15 protein-coding genes are annotated in these 21081 nt (G+C 42.1%); 6 read left to right on the forward strand and 9 right to left on the reverse strand.

Annotated features, from left to right (window positions below; translation table 11 throughout):
* Positions 1–176 precede the first annotated feature (176 nt).
* The 4 genes from KPL72_RS16300 to KPL72_RS16315 form a co-directional block, all read right to left on the reverse strand.
* Entirely contained in the window at positions 177–914 is a 738-nt protein-coding gene (locus KPL72_RS16300; RefSeq protein ID WP_219703754.1) for a substrate-binding periplasmic protein, read from the reverse strand.
* A 254-nt stretch (positions 915–1168) separates the two neighbouring features.
* Positions 1169–3388: a polyphosphate kinase 1 gene (gene ppk1, locus KPL72_RS16305; protein ID WP_212916658.1), complete on the reverse strand. Its 2220-nt coding sequence runs from the start codon at positions 3386–3388 to the stop codon at positions 1169–1171.
* 145 nt (positions 3389–3533) lie between these two features.
* The gene (gene hemB / locus KPL72_RS16310) at positions 3534–4529 is read right to left on the reverse strand and encodes a porphobilinogen synthase (RefSeq protein WP_219703755.1); all 996 of its coding nucleotides are present in this window, start codon (positions 4527–4529) and stop codon (positions 3534–3536) included.
* A 149-nt stretch (positions 4530–4678) separates the two neighbouring features.
* Positions 4679–6604, reverse strand: a complete 1926-nt coding sequence (locus tag KPL72_RS16315) for an ABC-F family ATP-binding cassette domain-containing protein (protein WP_219703756.1) — start codon at positions 6602–6604, stop codon at positions 4679–4681.
* 258 nt (positions 6605–6862) lie between these two features.
* Here KPL72_RS16315 and hslO point away from each other — a divergent pair, with 258 nt between their 5' ends.
* Complete coding sequence (gene hslO / locus KPL72_RS16320) at positions 6863–7738, forward strand: Hsp33 family molecular chaperone HslO (protein ID WP_219703757.1); 876 nt, start codon at positions 6863–6865, stop codon at positions 7736–7738.
* Between the two features lie 24 nt (positions 7739–7762).
* Here hslO and KPL72_RS16325 read toward each other — a convergent pair whose 3' ends face one another.
* A complete protein-coding gene (locus KPL72_RS16325; RefSeq protein ID WP_212916654.1) occupies positions 7763–8164 on the reverse strand; it encodes a CBS domain-containing protein in 402 nt (133 codons plus the stop codon).
* A 342-nt stretch (positions 8165–8506) separates the two neighbouring features.
* Here KPL72_RS16325 and mqo point away from each other — a divergent pair, with 342 nt between their 5' ends.
* The gene (mqo, locus tag KPL72_RS16330; protein ID WP_430010744.1) at positions 8507–10057 is read left to right on the forward strand and encodes a malate dehydrogenase (quinone); all 1551 of its coding nucleotides are present in this window, start codon (positions 8507–8509) and stop codon (positions 10055–10057) included.
* A 92-nt stretch (positions 10058–10149) separates the two neighbouring features.
* Entirely contained in the window at positions 10150–10422 is a 273-nt protein-coding gene (locus tag KPL72_RS16335; RefSeq protein WP_212916653.1) for a YfcL family protein, read from the forward strand.
* A gap of 96 nt (positions 10423–10518) precedes the next feature.
* On the opposite strand, the gene KPL72_RS16340 is transcribed toward KPL72_RS16335, so the two are convergent.
* Both KPL72_RS16340 and rho read right to left on the reverse strand, forming a co-directional pair.
* Positions 10519–11247: an NAD(P)H-flavin reductase gene (locus KPL72_RS16340; protein WP_212916652.1), complete on the reverse strand. Its 729-nt coding sequence runs from the start codon at positions 11245–11247 to the stop codon at positions 10519–10521.
* Positions 11248–11379: 132 nt separating this feature from the next.
* Positions 11380–12645 (reverse strand): transcription termination factor Rho, encoded by a 1266-nt coding sequence (gene rho / locus KPL72_RS16345; RefSeq protein ID WP_072842412.1) that lies wholly within the window; start codon positions 12643–12645, stop codon positions 11380–11382.
* A gap of 531 nt (positions 12646–13176) precedes the next feature.
* On the opposite strand from rho, the gene KPL72_RS16350 reads away from it, so the two are divergent.
* Positions 13177–14694 (forward strand): Ppx/GppA phosphatase family protein, encoded by a 1518-nt coding sequence (locus KPL72_RS16350; protein ID WP_212916651.1) that lies wholly within the window; start codon positions 13177–13179, stop codon positions 14692–14694.
* A 23-nt stretch (positions 14695–14717) separates the two neighbouring features.
* Here the strand turns inward: KPL72_RS16350 and KPL72_RS16355 are convergent, their stop codons facing one another.
* Positions 14718–15008: a hypothetical protein gene (locus KPL72_RS16355; protein WP_212916650.1), complete on the reverse strand. Its 291-nt coding sequence runs from the start codon at positions 15006–15008 to the stop codon at positions 14718–14720.
* A 374-nt stretch (positions 15009–15382) separates the two neighbouring features.
* Here KPL72_RS16355 and KPL72_RS16360 point away from each other — a divergent pair, with 374 nt between their 5' ends.
* Together KPL72_RS16360 and amt are read left to right on the forward strand one after the other, a co-directional pair.
* The gene (locus KPL72_RS16360) at positions 15383–17410 is read left to right on the forward strand and encodes a hypothetical protein (protein ID WP_219703758.1); all 2028 of its coding nucleotides are present in this window, start codon (positions 15383–15385) and stop codon (positions 17408–17410) included.
* A 262-nt stretch (positions 17411–17672) separates the two neighbouring features.
* Complete coding sequence (gene amt / locus KPL72_RS16365; protein WP_219703759.1) at positions 17673–20729, forward strand: ammonium transporter; 3057 nt, start codon at positions 17673–17675, stop codon at positions 20727–20729.
* Here amt and KPL72_RS16370 read toward each other — a convergent pair.
* Complete coding sequence (locus KPL72_RS16370) at positions 20704–21081, reverse strand: Na+/H+ antiporter subunit G (protein WP_219703760.1); 378 nt, start codon at positions 21079–21081, stop codon at positions 20704–20706. The two genes, amt and KPL72_RS16370, sit on opposite strands and share 26 nt — an antisense overlap.

The raw sequence follows: 21081 nt of genomic DNA on the forward strand, positions 1-21081 counted from the left end.
AAGAACCTCTCCCACGTGTGGGGCTCTTTATCAAAGACACGTATGTGTGAGTCCCGCAAGGAGATAAGCATCGTCAAGCTTTCAAAGAAAAGAACCCCGCCTTGCTTAACAGGACGGGGTCGTTTGGAGCCCTGATAGCTATGCTGTTAGGGCTTGTTGGATATCAGGTAAGCATCTTACTGCTGATTGAATTCCGTTAAGATTTCGTCGTAACGTCCAGAAGCTTGAAGTGATATTAAGCCTTTATTAAAAGCATCACGAAGTTCTTCCGCGTTTGGTGCTGACTTTGCTATCAATAGGTATAGATCATTTTCTTCTAGAGGGGGAAGAAGTATCTGTAGCTGGGAACCATCAATGCCTGCGGCTTTAGCTGCTTCTTTTGCGACGGCTAAACTGTCTGCGTACAGCTGAACCTCATCAGAATCTAATGCTTTAATTGCATCAGAAACTTCTGCGTATTCTTTAAGGTTTGTAAATGGGAAGTTATCAAATGATTCTCCGATTACAGTGCCTTTCAACTTTGCAATAGTGTACTGATCAAGCTCTTCAAATGAAGAATAATTAGTAAGAGGGAAGTCAGGCTTTTTGATTAAACCTGCTAAAACCGTGTAGATGGGGATTGAAAAATAATATTCTTTCGCTCTTTCCTCGGAATAGTAGCCGCCGACAATAGCGTCTTTGTCACCGTTTTTTGCGTTGTCCAATGCGTTTTGCCAGCCTGTGAATTCGATTGTAGAGTCATAACCTGATTCAGCAAGTGCTTCTTCTACAATAGCTGTAATGAAGCCGCCTTTCTCTAAACTTTCTGCATAGAATGGTGGCCAGTTCATTGTCGTTAGTTCTACTGTTTGGGCTTGTGCTGTAAGAGGGAGTGCAATAATTAAAGCTGAAAAGAACTTTTGGACCTTTTTCATAAGAGTGCCTCTTTTGTATGATTTTAACTCATTCTATGCACATTTTTGATTATTCTATATACAGTTGTCGTGAATAGATAGAGGATGGTCGTATTCACAGACAGACAAAAAAAATGATTATCACTCTATTAAAGTGACAGTATGTGAAGGCTTGATAGTGTCGGTGTTTCGTAATACTTGGGGATAAACTCTATTTTTATGCACAAAAAAGCCCAGTCTGATGCTGGGCTTTATGTATATGAGCGCTTTGAGGATTATCGAGTATTATCGGCTAATTCACTAAGTAATGCTCGTTGTGCGCTGCGGTATTCGCCTTTTCTAGGTTTGGATAGCTGGTATGAGCCGTCGCTTTGTAAAATCCAGCTTTGCGTATTATCTGTTAGGTAATATTCAAGTTCCTTTTTCACTCGGCGAGTCTGTTTATAATCCTGAAGAGGGAAGGCGACTTCAATGCGGTTGTTTAAGTTCCTGTCCATGCCATCAGCACTAGATAGATAAACCTGTGGATTGCGGTTGTTATAGAAGTAATACACACGAGTGTGCTCTAGGAACCGTCCTATGATGCTTCGTACCCTAATATTAGACGATATGCCTTTGATACCTGGACGTAATGTACAGATTCCACGAACAATTAAATCTATTTTTACGCCCGCTTGGGATGCTTTATAGAGTGATTGAACAAGTCTCTGCTCAGTTAAAGAGTTCACTTTAATGATGATGCGAGAAGGGTCACCATTGAGGGCATTTTCCGCTTCTCTATTAATCATTTCCAGCAAGCGATCGCGAAGGGTGAATGGAGCATGTAATAGTTTTTTGACCTTCAGTTCTTTGCTCATGCCAGTGAGTTGTTGGAATACGCGATGAACATCATCGCCAATCTCTTTATCGCAGGTCATAAAACTATAGTCGGTGTAGAGGCGAGCATTACCTGCGTGATAGTTACCTGTGCCCAAGTGAACGTAACGAGTTAGGTCTGCGCCTTCTCTACGGACGATTAGGATCATTTTGGCATGGGTTTTATGACGAACAACACCATAGACAACAATGGCACCAGCGTCCTGTAAGCGGCTTGCTAAGGCTAAGTTTTCTGCTTCATCAAAGCGAGCGCGTAATTCGATGACCACAGTGACTTCTTTGCCGTTACGAGCGGCCTCAACCAATGCATTGGCAATCGGCGAGCGAGACCCCGTTCTGTATAACGTCTGACGAATAGCGACAACGCTTGGATCTTTTGCTGCTTCGCTCAATAAATCAATAACAGGTGAAAAGCTCTCAAACGGATGCATCAGCAGATAATCACGTTGGCGAATTGCCTCGAATAATCCACCAGAGCTAGCGAGTTTTCTTGGCAAACCTGGTGAAAAAGGAGGGTACATCAGGTCGGGACGGTCAACGAGTTCTAGCACTGCCATAAGACGGCTAAGGTTTACAGGACCATCTATCCGATACAAATCTTGCTGTTCTAAATCAAATTGCTTAAGCAAAGAATCGACGATATGAAGTGGGCAGTTTTCGGCGATTTCTAATCGCACTGAGCTGCCGTAATGACGACTCTGTAACTCTGTGCGTAACGCACCAGCCAAGTCAACACCAATATCGTCGGAGTCTACTTCTAAATCGGCATTACGGGTAAGGCGGAATTGGAAACAGCCTTTGACTGTCATGCCTGGGAATAATTGATCAGCATGGGCATGAATGATAGAAGAAAGAAAAACTAGATTATCTCCCCCTTCACAAACGTCATCTGGTAGTTTTACCAAGCGCGGTAGCGAGCTTGGTGCCGGAACAATAGCAAGGCCATTTTCGCGGCCAAAGGCATCACGACCTTCCAGTTCAACAACAAAGTTGAAGGTCTTGTTCGCTAGTCTTGGGAACGGATGTGCCGGATCGAGGCCGATAGGGCTGATGATGGGCAATACATTGTCACGGAAGTAGCGTTTTACCCAAGCGGCTTGTTTTTCATTCCATACAGTACGACGAATAAACTTAACGTTTTCATTTGCCAGTTTGGGCAAAATAATGTCGTTGAGAATGCGGTATTGACGACGTACTAATTTATGAGCGTGTTCGCTAATTAAGCCAAGCACTTTTTTAGGGTGCATGCCGTCAGGGCCATTCTTTTCACGGCTGTATTCTAATTGGCTTTTTAAACCTGCGACGCGTATTTCGAAGAATTCGTCCATGTTTGAGCTGAAGATACACAGAAACATCAGTCGGTTTAAAATTGGGTGGTTTTCATCCATGGCTTGTTCAAGAACGCGCGCGTTAAATTGTAAGTGACTTAACTCGCGGTTGAAGTAGAGTTCTGGATCAGCTAGATCAATCTCTTCAGGTAGGCGCTCTTCAATCGCAACCTTATTGGGATCTTGTGGTTGTTCCGGAATGGGTTCTAAAACAAGCTCTGCGTCCAACTCTAAAGGAGGACTAGGAATGGTTTCTTTTTTATCTATTTCGTTCACCGACTGCTCAGACATGCGCTTTAATTCTCTCTAAATACCGTTTTATTGTGTTGTTGGTATCATTGTTCCTTTGCCTACAGTATGTAGGCATATACTAACAAATTACACCAACGCAGCCTGCTGGTCACCGATTCTGTGTGTTTATTTTTACTAAAAGCCGTTAGCTTTTAGTTTTCAGCAGGCGTGCTGCATCTTTTGCAAAGTAAGTCAGGATGCCATCTGCACCAGCGCGTTTGAATGCTAGGAGTGATTCCATCATTACCGTATCTTTATCTAGCCAGCCATTTTGAAAGGCGGCCATGTGCATCGCGTACTCTCCGCTTACTTGATAAGCAAACGTTGGTACTTCAAGTTCTGTTTTTACTCGGCGTACGATGTCTAAATAAGGCATACCAGGTTTTACCATGACCATATCCGCGCCTTCCTCTATATCTAGCATCACTTCGCGGATGGCTTCGTTGGAGTTAGCCGGGTCAATCTGATACGTAAATTTATTGCCTTTGCCAAGGTTGCCGCTTGAGCCGATCGCGTCACGGAATGGACCATAATATGCCGAAGCGTATTTGGCGGCGTATGCCATGATAAGCGTGTTAATAAAGCCTTCGGCTTCAAGTTCATCACGGATTTCACCAATGCGCCCGTCCATCATGTCAGATGGTGCAACTATGTCTGCGCCAGCTTGGGCATGTGAAAGCGCTTGTTTAACTAAAGTGTCGACGGTGATGTCATTCAGCACGTAACCTGAGTCATCAATAATACCGTCTTGACCGTGAGTGGTATAAGGATCTAGCGCAACATCTGTTAGTACACCAAGTTCTGGAAAAGATTCTTTTAAGGCACGAACAGCACGTTGTACCAAACCATTTGGATTATAAGCTTCCTCGGCTAGCAAGGACTTTTTATCACTTTCTACAACGGGAAAGAGTGCGATCGTAGGAATGCCCAATTCGACAAGCTCTTTGGCTTCTTCTAAAAGTAGGTCGATAGAAAGGCGTTCAATGTTTGGCATGGAAGGAATGGCTTCACGCACATTATTGCCTTCGATAATAAACATTGGGTAGATTAAATCGTCTGCAGTAAGGCGATGTTCGCGCATCAGGCGGCGAGAAAAATCATTTTTACGCATGCGACGCATACGAGTGTATGGAAATGTCATCCAATATCTCTCCTTTTCGCTGTGTATGAATGTACTTTAGTATTGTTACAATATTAAGTCAGTGCCAGATTAAAAGCTTTGTGTTAAGACAAAACTTTACGGATTTATAGCACTTAGTCTTTGTTTATCCGTTCTTTTTTTGTTTGAGTTTAGATGAGTTGCGCTTCGGCTTCTTCCAATTCTTCTTGTGCCTCGAACCAAGCTTCTTCACTTTCCGCTTGAGCTTTTTTCCATTTCGCCTCGTCGCTTAACAAGCTTTGTAATTTTTCTCTTTGATCGGCTTCATAAAGACTGGAGTCAGCCATCGCTTCAGCAATGCGATCAAGGTGTTCTTGTGCTGCTTGAACCGCCTTTTCATACTTCTCGATCTGCTTGTGAAGCGGACGTAATTTTTCGCGCATTTCAGCGGCTTTACGTCGTTCTTCCTTGCGATCCACTTTATCGAGTTTGTCTCCTGCTAGCTCGCCTTTTTCAAGTTGTGCGGCGCTGGCTTGTCTTGCTTGTAACCATGCATGATAAGTCGGCAAGTCACCATCGAACGCTTGGATTTGATGGTCAGCAACAAGGTAAAATTCATCGACGGTACTGTTAAGTAAATGTCTATCGTGAGATACCAATAAAATGGAGCCAGGGAACTCTTGCAAGGCTTCTGTTAATGCTTGACGCATTTCGATGTCTAAATGGTTAGTTGGCTCATCGAGTACCAATAAGTTTGGTTTGGTCCAAGAGATTAACGACAGGGCTAAACGCGCTTTTTCGCCGCCTGAAAAGCCTTTTACCGCACGCAATGCATCGTCACCAATAAACCCAAAGCCACCTAAATAACGACGAATATCGCTTTCAAGTACTTTTGGTGTGAGTCGTTGAATATGCAGTAACGGCGAAGCTTCTAAGTCGAGGGCGCTGAGTTGATGCTGTGAGAAATAACCGATTTTTAGGTTTTCTCCCAAGATGCGATCACCAGCCAAAATGCTGATTTCGCCAACAATGGATTTGATTAGAGTCGATTTACCTGCGCCATTCGGGCCAAGTAAACCAATGCGTTGCCCATCTCGAAGGGCAAAGTTGGTATTACCAAGCTGAACGGTTTTTGCGCCAGATTCGGATGTGTAACCCAAATCAGCTTGTGATAAATTAACCAACAGCTGAGAGGTTTTTTCGGCAACCGGAATCGTAAACTCAAATTGCGAGTCGATATGGGCTGGGCCGATAATTTCCATCTTTTCGAGCATTTTTAAGCGGCTCTGAGCTTGCTTGGCTTTATCGGCTTTATAGCGAAAGCGGTCTACATACTGTTGTAGATGAGCGCGTTTCTCTTGTTGTTTTTCGTAGTTAGCTTGTTGTTGTGCCAAGTGTTCAGCGCGTTGGCGTTCGTAATCCGAGTAGTTACCTTTATAAAGCACCAATTGCTTTTGATAGAGATGAACTATGTGACTACAAATACCATCTAAAAAATCGCGGTCATGGGAAATTAATAATAAGGTGCCGGGGTATTGGCGCAACCAGTTCTCCAGCCACATGACAGCGTCCAAATCCAAATGGTTGGTTGGCTCGTCGAGCAAGAGTACATCGGAAGGGCACATTAAAGCTTTGGCAAGGTTAAGGCGAATTCGCCAGCCACCAGAAAAGTCAGACACGGGTCTTTGCATGTCTGTCATTTTGAAGCCTAGACCTTGAAGAAGTGTTTCGCCTCTTGATTGCGCCGTGTAGCCATGAGCGTTTTCATATTCACCTAACCAGCTGGCGTGAGCGTGATCGTCTCCGCTTGCTTGTGCTTTTGCAATATTTCGTTCTATTTCTCTGAGCCTGTCATCACCATCTAGGCAATAATCCAATGCGCTGCGTTGTGTTTCTTCCACTTCCTGAGCCATAAAGGCTATACGTCGTTGCCCTGGTAAAACAACTTCGCCGGTGTCTGCATGTAGCTCGCCTTTGATCATGGCGAATAAGGAGGATTTGCCTGCGCCATTGGCACCAATGAGGCCGACTTTCTGGCCTTCAAAAATGGTGAGGCTGGCATCTTCAAGTAGGAACTGAGTGCCGCGCTGTAAACTAACTTCAGTAAATTGGATCATAAAAACTAGGAATCTCTTATCTCTAATTAATGAGAAATGATGTTGGCCGTTTTAATCGTCGTTTCAATAGAAAACGTAATGCTGAACATTTTAGAGTGCTGCTAGACTAAACGAAATAGCAAGCGTGCATATTCCCATTACATATCCCCAGTTAATGACGGTTTTAAAGTGGATGATTGATCAGCTCAAGGGTAAAATGGCTGTAATATTAATTTGAATTCTTTTAGTCAGGCTTTGAGCCTGAACAAGGTGTGCTTTGTGAACAATGTAACCATCAATGAAATACAGCGTTTTTCCTTTGATAATAGTAATGTTCGTGGCGAACGAGTGTTACTGAATGACGCTTATCAAGAAATCATCAAACGTAAAGAATACCCTCTAGGGCTTGAAAAACTTCTTGGTGAGTTTGTTGCTGCGATTGCGCTATTAAGAGACATCGTCAAAATAGATGGAGTATTGTCTATTCAAGCCAAAGGCAACGGCTTTCTGTCGACCTTGATGACGGAATGTGACGAGCAGCAAAACCTTCGTGGTATTGCTCAATGGGATGACAACCAAGAAGTGCCTGAGATTATTTCTTTAAAAGATGTGCTTAAAGGCGGTTACTTGGCAATTACTATCCAACCACGTAATGGTCAGCGTTATCAAGGTATTGTAGAAATTGTTGGTGATACTTTGTCTGAATGCCTTGAGCAGTACTTCTCTCAGTCTGAACAGTTACCAAGTCGCGTTTGGTTGGCGGCTAATGGTGCACAATGTGGTGGTTTGTTTTTGCAGCGTTTGCCAGAAGAGCAGGCAAAAGAAGGCGACGAAGATGCTTGGGAACGTTTGACTCATTTAGCTTCTACCGTGAAAGAAGATGAATTACTTGGCCTTGAAACAGGCGAGTTGCTGCATCGTTTGTACCACGAAGAAGAAGTTCGCTTGTACGATACAAAAGTAATGCAGTTTGGTTGTTCTTGTTCTCGTCAGCGTACTTTAGACGCTGTTATGTCTTTAGGCACTGAAGAGATTCGCGAGCTTCTTATCGAACAAGGTAGCGTGAAGGTCGACTGCCAGTTCTGTGCAGAAAAGTATGAATTTACTGAAGACGATTTGGTTGATTTACTGGGTGATCAAGCCAAAACCCATTAATTTAAAATACAATAGACGCTAAAACTAAAATGTGGCGTGATTGACAAGGTCACGCCACGAAATAATACCAATGACATGATCTTCGTCGTCCGTCACTGGAAGACAGGAAATGTCTACTCGTTTTAGCCAAGCAACAATGTCTTCAATAGGCGTTTCTGCTTTGACCGCAATCGGTTGTCGTGTCATTACTTGATGGGCAGCTCGGTTTAACGTATCTAAGTCTCTAGGTTGCTCTGAAACGCTATCAATAAAAGGGCTGATTAGGCGCAACAGATCCCTATCTGAAATGATGCCAACCAGTTTGCCTTTTTCAACTACTGGTAGGTGATGAAAACCATTCGTTTCCATGATTTGTCTGACATTAGGTAAGCGCTCATCCATTTCGACACAGATGACATTCTTCACCATGATATCTTGTGCTTTCATAGGCACACTCCTTCAGTACATAAAATATAGAATTTAGTATATTTATACTGAACATTATTTTTTTAATATAACAGCGAAATCGAAGCATGTTTTTTCTTAATGTTGTTAACATCGTCTTTCTTGTCGCTAAAGTCAATAAAATGAGCATTATCGTGAAAGTGCAAATGTGAATATATCTACATTCTTATACTAAGGTCTCAAGACATTATTTTTAAAATCCGTATAATTGATTTACACCTGCTCAGAATCCCTTATTAAGCTGATTTTCTATGTACTTTCGGCATACGAGCAAAGGCGTTCTGATGAGAGGGTGGAGAAAGTAAAGTCGTGTGTTCTGACATACTGCTGCTGGTCAAAAGCCCTTTTTCTGCATCACTCTCAAATTCACAATTGGCTATGACACGGCGAAATCATATGACCTCAAATTCTGTAGACGTTTTACTAGTCGGGGGTGGTGCCATGAGTACTACCCTAGGAGTGTTACTAAAGCAACTGGACCCTAGCATGACCATATTAATGGTTGAGCGTTTAGGGAGTATTGCAAAGGAAAGTACCGATGGCTGGAATAATGCTGGTACGGGCCATGCTGCATACTGCGAACTTAATTATACTTCTGAAAATACTGATGGCTCTGTCAATATTGATAAAGCTGTCACTATTAACGCTGCCTTTGAAATCAGTCTTCAGTTTTGGTCTTATCTTGTAAAACAAGGTTTGATGCCAGCGCCTCAGGAGTTTATTCATCGTGTGCCACATCAAAGTTTTGTATGGGGGCAGCGTAACGTCGACATGCTAAAAGCTCGCCATGCTGCAATGAGTGCACATCCTGCTTTTAGAGAAATGCAATATACGGAAGACCGTGAAAAAATGAGAGAATGGATGCCTCTTATTATGAATAACCGTAATGACAGTGAACCACTTGCTGCAACACGTGTTGAACATGGTGCTGATGTAAACTTTGGTGCTATTGCTCGTAATATGAGTAAGCATTTAGAAGGCTTGGACAACTTCGAGTTAAACCTTAATTGTGAAGTTAAAGATTTACAAAAACGATCTGACGGCCGCTGGGACGTTGAGATTGAGCAGAATGGCGCTCGCAAAACCATCGACGCAAAATTTGTCTTCCTAGGTGCTGGCGGTGGTGCTTTGCCTTTGTTGCAAAAAGCAGAAGTGCAGGAAGGCAAAGGTTTTGGTGGTTTCCCTGTTAGCGGTCAGTGGCTAGTGTGTGAAAAACCGGAATTGGTTGAACAGCATTTTGCCAAAGTCTATGGCGCTGCGCCTATTGGTGCACCACCTATGTCTGTACCGCACTTGGATACGCGTATCATTGATGGCAAAAAAGCTATCTTGTTTGGTCCATTTGCTGGCTTTACGACGAAATTTCTAAAAACAGGTTCATTTTTTGATTTGCCGAAGAGTGTTCGCTTCGACAATATCAAACCAATGTTAAGCGTTGGTAAAAACAACATGGACCTGACTCGCTACTTGATTAGTGAAGTTATGCAATCTCATAAAGACCGCTGTAACTCATTGCGTCAGTTTTTTCCTGATGCAAAGGATGAAGATTGGGAGCTTGCGTACGCTGGGCAACGAGTTCAGATCATTAAGAAAGACGAGAAACTAGGCGGTAAGCTAGAATTCGGAACCGAAGCAATTACGACTCAAGATGGTTCTCTTGCCGCTTTGTTAGGTGCTTCTCCTGGAGCTTCAACAACAGTGAATACCATGATTGGTATTCTAGAACGTTGTTTCCCTGAGCGTGTCGAGTCGCCTGAATGGCAAGCGAAAATGAAAGAAATGGTGCCTTCTTACGGTGAATCATTGGTAGAAAATACCGACTTACTTCTTTCTATTCGAGCGAACACATTAGAGACTCTAAAATTAAAGCCTTAACGTAACTTACCTTGATAGAATACATTTTTCAAAAGCTGGGAATCCCCAGCTTTTTTGTAGATTAAATTAATACCACCATTGTGAGATTGAATATGACAATAACCTTTGCTGACCGCGCAGATCAGTTGTGTGACAGATTGCGAGACATGGAGCATCAAGCAGAAGAAGGTGATCAGCTATTTTACTGCGCTTATCTTCTAGGGCTTTTGGGCTTGCATAGTAGTACAGAAGGAGAAGGGCGAGAAGAGTTTGATCATGCTTTCACTGGAGTCTTACAAGATACACTGGAAGCCGAAGGCGTAACAGACGGTGATCAAGAAAACATTAAAGCATTGTGGGAAACAGTAATTTCCACAGCGGCTTAATATTTTATTGCCTCTGCTTGAATAATAAAAAGGGAGCACCAAATAAGCTGATTGCTCCCTTTTGCTATCCATCACTTTTTATATCAATAAATAGTATCAGAGTACTGGTTTATCTGGGTGTGGTGCATATGCAAAAACGTCAGAAAAGCAGTTTTCTTTGCTAAGACCTTTTAGTTCCAACTGGTCAAGCGTGCCATACACCATGCCAACAGATCCGCTGATAAAAGCTGCGCTTTTACTGAGATCTGGATGATCAGCTAAAACCGCTTCGTATAACCAGCCGCTTCGTCCGTGCCATTCATCGCCTTTCTCATTCACTATGACATCTAATGTAAAAGGTGTGTACTTGTGTGCTTCTTCTAGCCAGCCCTGAGCAAAGACATCTTCTGAGGTTCTTAGCCCCCAGTAGAATGACACATTACCAGTAAAATTTTGCTCGACCAAATGGCTGTACAGGCTTTTTATTTGAGCAAACCCCGTTCCACCAGCAATCAATAAGATATTTTCTGGATTAGAATCTAGAACGCCATTGGCAATATGACAGTCTCCACCTGGTGCTTTTATTGTAATGCTATTGTTGGACTTAATGTGCTCAACGACTTTACTGGCAAGAGATGCAGAATCTGAAACAAGAATATATAGTGTCAAAAATGGCAGCTCATGCGGTGCACTACCGATGGAATAAGGAACTTGCTCGCCTGTTGGTAGTGCCACCATTAGATATTGGCCAGCTTCAAATGTTAGATCATCTACCTTTAAGGTAATCTGATATACATTTTGGTTGATTGATTCAACAGCACTTACCGTCGCGGTAATTTCTTTCATTTAAACGACTCCAATATTAGTCACGCTCCCTAAAGATGGTAGCGGCGGAATTTGGTTGATTATGTAAGTAAAAAAAAGCCACTTCGTAAAGTGGCTTTTCTACCGCAGACTTCTCGCTGCAGAAGTATCTACTTATTTATTTTTGCCTTTCATTGACTCAAAGAACTCATCATTAGTTTGAGTTACTTTTAGACGGTCAATCAAAAATTCTGTTGCTGCAACGTCTTCCATCGGATTCAGTAGTTTACGAAGAATCCACATACGTTGTAGTTCATCTTCAGATGTCAGTAAGTCTTCACGGCGAGTACCTGAACGACGAATATTGATTGCAGGGAAAGTACGTTTCTCAGCAATTTTACGGTCTAGGTGCAATTCGGAGTTACCTGTACCTTTGAATTCTTCAAAGATAACTTCATCCATTTTAGAACCTGTATCAACAAGCGCCGTTGCGATAATAGTTAAGCTACCGCCTTCTTCGATGTTGCGTGCCGCACCAAAGAAGCGTTTTGGGCGTTCTAGTGCGTTTGCATCCACACCACCAGTCAATACCTTGCCTGATGAAGGAATAACAGTGTTGTAGGCACGTGCCAAGCGTGTGATGGAATCCAATAGGATAACAACATCACGTTTATGCTCCACTAGACGTTTTGCTTTTTCGAGTACCATTTCAGCTACTTGAACGTGGCGAGTTGGTGGTTCATCGAATGTAGAGGCAACCACTTCTCCGCGAACGGTACGAGACATTTCGGTTACTTCTTCTGGACGTTCGTCAATCAGTAACACAATCAAATGACATTCTGGATTGTTACGAGTAATGGCATTGGCGATGTTTTGTAACATAAACGTCTTACCAGCTTTCGGCGGCGAAACAACCAATGCACGTTGACCTTTACCCATTGGGGCAACAAGGTCAATGATACGAGATGTCACGTCTTCAGTAGAGCCGTTACCAGCTTCCATCAATAGGCGTTCATCAGGGAATAAGGGTGTTAAGTTTTCAAAAAGAATTTTGTTACGAACGCTTTCTGGCTTGTCAAAGTTGATTTCGCTGACTTTTAGTAGAGCAAAGTAACGCTCGCCATCTTTTGGTGGACGAATTTTTCCGGCAATAGTATCGCCAGTACGTAAATTAAAGCGTCTGATTTGGCTTGGTGATACATAAATATCGTCTGGACCTGCTAAGTATGAGCAGTCAGGTGAACGAAGGAAGCCAAAGCCATCTTGTAGAATCTCTAAGATACCGTCGCCATAAATGTCTTCCCCACCTTTTGCATGACGCTTTAGGATTGAGAAAATAACATCTTGCTTGCGAGAACGAGCCATGTTTTCTAGGCCCATTTCTGCTGCGATTTCTAAAAGTTCGTGTACTGATTTCTGTTTTAAGTCGGTAAGGTTCATAAACGGGTTTTGTATTAGCTCATTTGAGGAAAATTGACGGAATTAGAGTTAATCAATTAGTAACAATAATTTGTGTCTGGAAGTATTTTACAATGTATCAGCTACTCGGCACCAAAAACACAGAACAAGATGGTTAAATTTTTGTTCAGGTTTAAACAAGCCCGGATAGGGCAAAAGCCAATACAGCGCGAAACAATTTGATTGGGATCTAAATGTGATCTGATTACTGATTTATCACTATCAAGACCATCCATACTATAGTTCGACTTAAAGGCGAGGTCTATAGTGAAACTCAGGAAAAAAACACTTTCTGGTAATTTTTTGATCAAACTCAGGCTTTTCGCGGCCTCAGCTAGGCGGTTTTTTTGAATTAAGTCATTAATAGGCCTTGCTTTTCATTAAAAGGCGCTAAATTTTATAAAAAATTCATCAAATACTTCGTTGTTTTTGGGGTTTTGTTGCCAATGACATCGATCAGTAACTGATATACTCTTGTCCTTATTAAGACTTCGGCATCATAAGGCTTTTTGAATGCAATCACTCTTTTTGCAACAATCTCATGACTTCCCATTTGAAAAAATTGCGGCCATAGACTTAGGCTCAAACAGCTTTCATATGGTTGTCGCCCAAGTTACTCATGGGCAGTTAAGAATCACTGGAGAGTTTGGAGAAAAGGTTCAGTTGGCCGCTGGTTTGGTTAATGGCCATTTGGATGAAGCTTCCCAACAGCGGGGCTTAGATTGTTTAGCACAGTTCGCGCAAGTCATCGAAGACATGCCGCCTGGCTCTGTTCGTGTTGTTGGTACCAATGCCTTAAGGGTTGCCAAAAATCGCTATGACTTCATCGGTAAAGCGATGGATATCATGAGTCATCCTGTTGAAATTATTGCGGGTCGAGAAGAAGCGCGTTTGATTTACGTGGGTGTATCCAGAACAATGGATCATGGCGATGCAAAACGTTTGGTGGTTGATATTGGTGGCGGCAGCACCGAGTTTATTATCGGTAAGCAGTTAGAGCCAATATTAACGGAAAGTCTTCACATGGGCTGTGTGAGTTTTAAACAGCGCTTTTTTGATGATGGTGTCATCAATAAGTCTAACTTTCAAAAAGCAGTCACTGCAGCTCGTCTAGAGTTACTTAGCATCCAAGACGATTACCTTGATGAAACATGGGATGTGGCGATTGGTTCGTCAGGTACAGTTAAAGCGGCTTTCAATATTGTTAAGGAAAATAATTGGAGTAAGAAGGGGGTTACGTTAAAAGCGCTGAAACAAATTCAAAAAGCGTTGTTTGCTGCAGGGCATGCTGACAATATCGATTTGCCTGGTCTAAAACCTGAGCGAAAAAGCACCTTTGCCGCTGGTATTGCCATATTGACTGCTGTATTTGAATGCTTTGATATTAAGCAAATGGATTTTTCGAACGGTGCATTAAGGGAAGGTGTTCTGTATGACATTATGGGGCGTTACGCTGAAACCGATATCCGTGAGCGTACCGTTAACTATATGTTGAACCAATATCATATCGATACAGAGCAGGCAAAACTCGTCACGCATACCGCATTATCTGCATTAGCCCAAGTGAAAGATGATTGGAATTTAAACAGTATTTCCAGCGAAGATTTATTGCGTTGGGCAGGTCTACTTCATGAGGTCGGGGCAGGTATTTCGCACAGCAGATATCATAAACATGGCGCTTACATTATCCGTGAATCGGACATGCCAGGCTTTTCTCAGCAAGAGCAACAAGCGTTGGCGAATTTAATTCTTCGTCATCGCCGCAAGTTTACTCAGTCTTTAGATTACCGCTTTACGAAAAGTGATCAGCAGGACTTAGACCGCTTGTCTATTTTGCTAAGATTATCGATTTTATTGCACCACGACCGAAAAGAAGGCGACATGCCTATTTTTACTTTAAAAGCGGATAACAAAAGTCTTCATGCTGAGTTCTTACCTGAATGGTTAGATAGTAGACCTTTGACTTTGGCCAATCTCCAGAGAGAGGCTGAATCGCTCGTTTCCGATGGGTATACTCTTACTTTTAGCTGAGTGAAAAAAAGCGCTGCTTTGGTTTAGGTTAGTTTATCAATAGATCTATACAAAGCAGCGACTTCTTCTCGCTGAAGCCCTGTTACTCGCGATAGTCGTCCAATACTGGACGAAATTTGCACAGACTCTTTCCCTTCATTGTCTTTTTCTTCCGATTTTTCTGGATCTAGTTGTGCGGTTAGTAGCTGTTTAGCACGATCTGACAGTTGAACTGGGTCTTGTTGCCGCGGTGAATCTTGGCGCACAGAAACATCCGCCGACGTTGTGACGCTAGGCAGATACAAAGGTTTGCTAGATACAGATGAGATCGACAAAACATCCACCTGAGATATGTTATTTGAGATACTTTATAGAATAGTACAAAAAATAATCTGTGTGTATGTTTCTTCTCAGTATTATCCACAACGCATCGTGAGTTCAGGAAATAACTTTTTATATCGCTAAATAGCCAGTTGATCTCTCTCAAGAGCGTTTCAAAGTAACCATTTTCCTATTTATTTTGTGCACGCATTCACCATATTAGTGTCATTGTTATGTAAGGATGATATTGTTTGCACAATGTCTATCAGCAATAAAATTAATTAAATAGTGCATTTAACAGGTGAACCTTCTGCTTTAATATCATGTTGTTTGGTTGATAACGTGAATGATTATCTGTTGTAGTTATTTGCTTCAAAAAGGATGCCGCATGAGCCAAGAAAATCTCCCAATAGAACATCTTTATTTTACTGAGACAAACCTAGAACAGATCTTAGAAAATTTGGACGTAGTTCGTAATCGAATACATCCACAAACGACAGACGAAGAAGGCGTAAATGAACAGGTGTTTCCATCTGTATGTCTAATTGGTTTGGGACGTTGTGGTTCTAATATCGCATTGGATGTCGCATCTCTAGTATACGATGCTAGAACAAATTATATGCGAGAAGTAGAAAGCCAAGAAATACTAGATAGTGAGCATGAATTTCGACCTATGCGCTGGATTCGTAAGCATTTGCCACTCGAAAGTAAGGACGGATTTAAGCCAGTTTTTTTGATTGAGCCTATCGTTTTACTTGGTGATTTAGATAAAGATATTGAAGGAAGGATTCGTTTTTCTAATCAAGAAGGTAGAACGAAGTTTTTAGAAGAATACACCAAATTACAAATAATGGATTTATCTGAAGTCCATGCTGGTGGTGCGGGTAATGCTCCAATTTTAGGGCAATATCTCGCGAAAATTATTTTAAATAAAGATGCGACGACATTCCGTAACGAAAACTGGAAGCAGATGCATTCTTATTTGGTTGATTCTTGTGGCATTAAGGCCAATCAATCGCGCCTTTATTTTTATATTTTTAGTGCTGGTGGCGGTACCGGTTCTGGTATGGCGTCTGAGTTTGGTTTAGCACAACAATTCTCTTACCTAAGTAAAACCTTTGATTATCGTTCCGACCAGAGTCAAATGGCGGATAAACGTCATAGCTTTGTTTTTGAGCCTATTTTTACTTCTGGCATTTGTATTTTGCCGAACATCTCAGGGAAAAATGTTGAGATTTCGGAAGCATTACACATCAACGCTGGTCGTTTACTGACCAAATACATTTCAGAAGAATGGAATTTCTCGTACAACGAAGAACGTGAAGACGACGAAGTACCTGCTGATGTGATGGAACGTATTCGCCCGTGGAATTCTATGATGCTGATATCCAACGATATTATGCGTTATGCAGAGGAAGAGAACGGCGGTGATTCTGATAACATTGATGTGAATACTATGGAGAAATACGCTAACCAGTATATTTCTCAGCAAATTTTTAACATCTTGACTGCACAAGCTGTCACAACAGATTATGACGAAGACTACTTCCGTCGTGCTGGCATCGATATTGCTGAAACCATTCGTTTGGACGCTAATGACTTATTTATGAGTTTAGCTGGCCCTGTTGCAGTGGCTTACGCCGAAAGCGTGGTGAACGAAGGGACACGTCAGGATAGTGTTGATATTGATGACTTGTTCTGTCGCTCAATTGAGTTACCACACTTTAATAACGACACATCCGCGATTGAAGGTGTCAGTGTGTTGCCTGTTGAATCGGATCGATACCGAGAAGCGATTAAGAACTATCGTAAAAGTGGTTATGATGCGACGGCATTGAACCATCTGCATTTCTTTAAGAACTGTTCGTCTATCGTTTCTATTATTTCATTGCCTAGAGACTACAAACTGTCTTTCACCGCATTGAATCGCTTAAAAATGCACTTGAATCGTTTATGTCCAAATACAACATTAAAGCGTTACGCGCTTGTTATTGGTGCATCAGCAAACTTGTCATTAACGACACTTATTGCTAAAAGCCCATGTTTAAGCGATGACTTTTTAACGCTAATGGTCGCTTATATGAAACGTTGTTTTGCTCGTGATGATTACCGATACACGGATGAAATAGACAAAGCGATTATTAAAATGATTCAAGATGATGATTTTGATGACGCCTTGGTAGATAAGTTCTTTACGACTTATGAAAATCCAGCGAAAATTCTAGACACAAACTGGTATGCAATTAAACCTATGTACGAGAAAAAGTACCGTGAACTGATTGATAATAACCAACGTTTTGTCTCTATTAACGATATTCGTCTGGATATAAATAACGTTAAAAATGCGATCAAATATCTTCGTGAAATTTATCGTCATCGCATCAGCAAAACCAATGTTCTTACGCTAAACGGTTAATTTCGTTTAGAGAACCTACATACTGATGGTTGTTTGGAAAGGCTGCTCAATGAACATTTGAGTAGCCTTTTTTTGTCGTCCTGTATTTTATGATTGGGTAATTTCAATAGTTGGCTTAACTATTGAATGACTTAGTTAGCGCTTTTATTTTTGTTGCTTGTCTTTACGATTTTGTTCTTGTGCTCTTGTATGGTGTGCGTTATTTGCCCCACGTTATTTAGCATGAGTCTTTTTGGTGCGGTTTTAACTGTTTAGGATGTATATGGCAGAATACTATTGGTTGTTGGTGGCCTCTGCGTTTGTATTTATGATGCAAGCTGGTTTTTTGTGCTTAGAAAGTGGCCGTATCCGCAGTAAAAACAGCATTAACGTTGCCGCAAAAAACATATCTGATTTTATTATATCGACGACGTTATTTTGGTTGTTTGGCTTTGGCATCATGTTTGGTGACTCTGTTGCAGGGCTATTTGGCGCTAGCGATTTCTTTTTTGATGATCAGCACACGCCTTGGGAAATAAGCTTCTTTATTTTTCAGATGATGTTCTGTGGTACCGCTGCGACGCTCACTTCTGGAGCGGTTGCTGAGCGCATGACATTTATCGGCTATTTGGCGATTACTGTAGTATTAAGTGCGTTTATTTATCCGATTGTCGGGCATTGGGCTTGGTCTGGTGTTTATCCTTCAGCAGGGCCTCAGGGGTGGCTTGAAGCACTTGGCTTTATCGATTTCGCAGGCTCTACCGTAGTGCACTCTGTTGGTGGTTGGGTTGCATTGGCTGCGATTATCATTATAGGACCTCGCATGGGGCGTTTTGAAGAAGGCATCCGTTTACCGCCGGGTAATAATCTCCCGTTATCTGCTCTAGGTACATTACTAATTTGGTTTGGTTGGATTGGCTTTAATGGTGGTAGCACATTAGCGCTAACGGATGCCGTGCCAATGATCATACTAAATACCTTTATTTCTGCTGCTTGGGGCGCTCTTATTGCCGCAGGTATTAATTATTTCCGTGATGGTTACATTGAAGTCGGCTTTGTGCTGAACGGAACTATTGCCGGTTTGGTAGGTATTACCGCTTCTTGTCATGTCGTTTCACCTGGGGCGTCTGTTGTTATTGGCGCTGTTTCTGGTGTGGTGGTGTATTTCGGTAGTGTATTGATGGAGCGCAGTCGCTTAGATGATGCTCTCGATGTGGTTCCTGCACATTTGTTTGCGGGTGTATGGGGGACTTTGAGCGTCGCTCTGTTTGGTCAAGCAGATAAAATTGATAATGGATTAGGGTTTGTAGAACAGCTTGGGGTGCAAGCATTAGGTATTGTTGTTATTGGTATCTACTGCTTTGTGGTGGGTTATGCCTGTATGTGGTTGCTAAATCGCTTTATGCCACTACGAGCAAGCAAAGAGCAAGAAGAGCAAGGTTTGAACGTCGCAGAGCATAGGGCGACAACTGAGCTATTTGATTTATTGACCTCCATGCAATACCAACAAAATAATGCGGATTTTTCTACACCTGTACCAGAAGAGCCCTTTACGGAAGTAGGCCAGATTGCTCGAAAATACAATCAAGTTATTGACCGAGTAAGCACCGAAATTGCACAACGAGACGATGCTTTGATGCGCTTTCAAGAAAGTGAAATGCGTAAGTCTGCAATATTGAATTCTTCGATGGATTGTATCGTGACCATTAACCGTTTTGGCTCTGTCATGGAATTTAATCCAGCGGCAGAACGAACATTTGGCTGTCTCAAAAAACAAGTTGAGGGTAAGAGCTTTATTGGTCTTTTTGTCCGTGAAGAAGATAGGAAAAAGATTTTTGAGAGCTTGAACTCCGGCTTCTCAACGTCAAATGGCTTGATTCTTAATCGACGAAATCCATTTCGATTACAGCGAAGTCCTAGCAATGATTTTCCAGCTGAAATTGCGATTACTAAGGCGAATGCAGACTCTTCACAAGAAAGTGAGTACACACTTCATATTAGGGACATGACTCGTCATGTAAAGTTACAGGAGCGCTTGAAGTTTCTAGCGTACAGCGATCCTTTGACCAGTTTATATAATCGAACTTATTTAATGGATTCCCTTATTAGCGCTTTGCTCTTTGCTACTAAACAGAAAACGTCCGTTGGATTGCTGTTTTTAGATTTGGATAATTTCAAGATTATTAATGATACGTTAGGGCATAAAGCGGGTGATGAGTTGTTGTGTGAAGTGGCAAGGCGTTTAATTGCAGTGTCTGATCAGTTTGATGTTATTGCTCGTTGGGGCGGCGACGAATTCGTCTTTATGATGACGGAAGATGTCACCGAAAGTCGTTTGGCGAAGCGAGCGCAACAAATTTTAGAGGCCATGCGAGCTCCTGTACATTTGAACGAGCAATATTTTACGATCCCAACGAGTATCGGTATTGCCTATACCGGCGAGCAAAGTTTGGATGCCGACAAGCTTATTCAGCAAGCCGACATCGCTATGTATTGGGCGAAGGAAAAAGGCCGTGATAATGCACAATTCTTTACTCCTGAAATGGCCAATATTGTTACGAAAAAATTTGGCTTCGAGAAAGAAATTAATGATGCGCTTGCATCTGAACAGTTTTCTTTGGTTTTTCAACCCAAAGTCTTTATGGAGAAAACTAATATCCTTGGTTTGGAGGCGCTGATCCGTTGGAATCATCCGACCAAAGGCCTTATTTCTCCCGCTGACTTTATTCCAATGGCAGAAGAATCTAACTTGATCTCTAGAATTGATGAATGGGTGATTGATCAAGCGTTACAGCAGCAAAAAGCGTGGCGTGACCAAGGTTTGCTGATTGTCCCTATTGCGGTGAATCTTTCTGGTCGCCATCTGGTGTCCGAGTCTCTCGTGCCTTATATCTCACAGAAGCTGAGCGATTACGGTATTGATGGATCTTTACTAGAGATTGAAATTACCGAAGGGGTTCTGCTGCAGGATATTCAGCGTTGTATTGAAGTAATGGCAGAGCTGAAAGCACTAGACATCAGAATCTCGGTAGATGATTTTGGCACAGGGTATTCATCGCTCAGTTATTTGAAGCGCTTACCCCTGGATATTTTGAAAATTGACCAATCATTCGTTGACGAATGCGATACTCATACCGAAGATGCTAAGATCTGCGAAACTATTATTCATTTGGCGCGTAGTTTAGAACTAGTGATTGTTGCGGAAGGTGTTGAAACCGCTCCGCAAGCTGAGATGTTGAAATCTTTAGGATGTGAGATCTTTCAGGGTTACTACTATCATAAGCCCATGATAAGTTCAGATATTGCCAAACTTCTTATGGTTGATCCTGCGGCGCTTTAGGTGTTTCTCGGTCGCGGATCGTGTCCATAAGCTCTTGGTTTCGAGTTTTTTCAATGGGGTTAATACGATAGTGCAGCGCTGTCTTAGCTATCATATTTGCCGCTACAGGTGCTGTAATTAGCAGAAATAAAGTAATCAAAAACTCTTGGATGGATAGGAATCCTTTCAAGTGGCTTTGAAAAATCATCGAGGCTACCAAAACACCAGTAATTCCCAATGTTGATGCTTTTGTTGGACTGTGCAAACGCATATATATATCAGGCAAACGAGCAAGCCCGTATGAACCAATCAACAGAAACGCACCGCCAATAAGTAAAGACACACAGATGATAATTTCGAGATAAAAAGGCAT

This window comes from Marinomonas lutimaris (assembly GCF_019426345.1).
GTDB classification, from domain to species: Bacteria; Pseudomonadota; Gammaproteobacteria; order Pseudomonadales; family Marinomonadaceae; genus Marinomonas; species Marinomonas lutimaris.

Excerpts from the sequence above, each read along its gene's own strand:
- KPL72_RS16300 (WP_219703754.1), bottom strand. The coding sequence starts at position 914 with ATGAAAAAGGTCCAAAAGTTCTTTTCAGCTTTAATTATTGCACTCCCT.
- ppk1 (WP_212916658.1), bottom strand. The coding sequence starts at position 3,388 with ATGTCTGAGCAGTCGGTGAACGAAATAGATAAAAAAGAAACCATTCCT.
- hemB (WP_219703755.1), bottom strand. The coding sequence starts at position 4,529 with ATGACATTTCCATACACTCGTATGCGTCGCATGCGTAAAAATGATTTT.
- KPL72_RS16315 (WP_219703756.1), bottom strand. The coding sequence starts at position 6,604 with ATGATCCAATTTACTGAAGTTAGTTTACAGCGCGGCACTCAGTTCCTA.
- KPL72_RS16325 (WP_212916654.1), bottom strand. The coding sequence starts at position 8,164 with ATGAAAGCACAAGATATCATGGTGAAGAATGTCATCTGTGTCGAAATG.
- KPL72_RS16335 (WP_212916653.1), top strand. The coding sequence starts at position 10,150 with ATGACAATAACCTTTGCTGACCGCGCAGATCAGTTGTGTGACAGATTG.
- KPL72_RS16340 (WP_212916652.1), bottom strand. The coding sequence starts at position 11,247 with ATGAAAGAAATTACCGCGACGGTAAGTGCTGTTGAATCAATCAACCAA.
- rho (WP_072842412.1), bottom strand. The coding sequence starts at position 12,645 with ATGAACCTTACCGACTTAAAACAGAAATCAGTACACGAACTTTTAGAA.
- KPL72_RS16350 (WP_212916651.1), top strand. The coding sequence starts at position 13,177 with ATGCAATCACTCTTTTTGCAACAATCTCATGACTTCCCATTTGAAAAA.
- KPL72_RS16360 (WP_219703758.1), top strand. The coding sequence starts at position 15,383 with ATGAGCCAAGAAAATCTCCCAATAGAACATCTTTATTTTACTGAGACA.
- amt (WP_219703759.1), top strand. The coding sequence starts at position 17,673 with ATGGCAGAATACTATTGGTTGTTGGTGGCCTCTGCGTTTGTATTTATG.
- KPL72_RS16370 (WP_219703760.1), bottom strand. The coding sequence starts at position 21,081 with ATGCCTTTTTATCTCGAAATTATCATCTGTGTGTCTTTACTTATTGGC.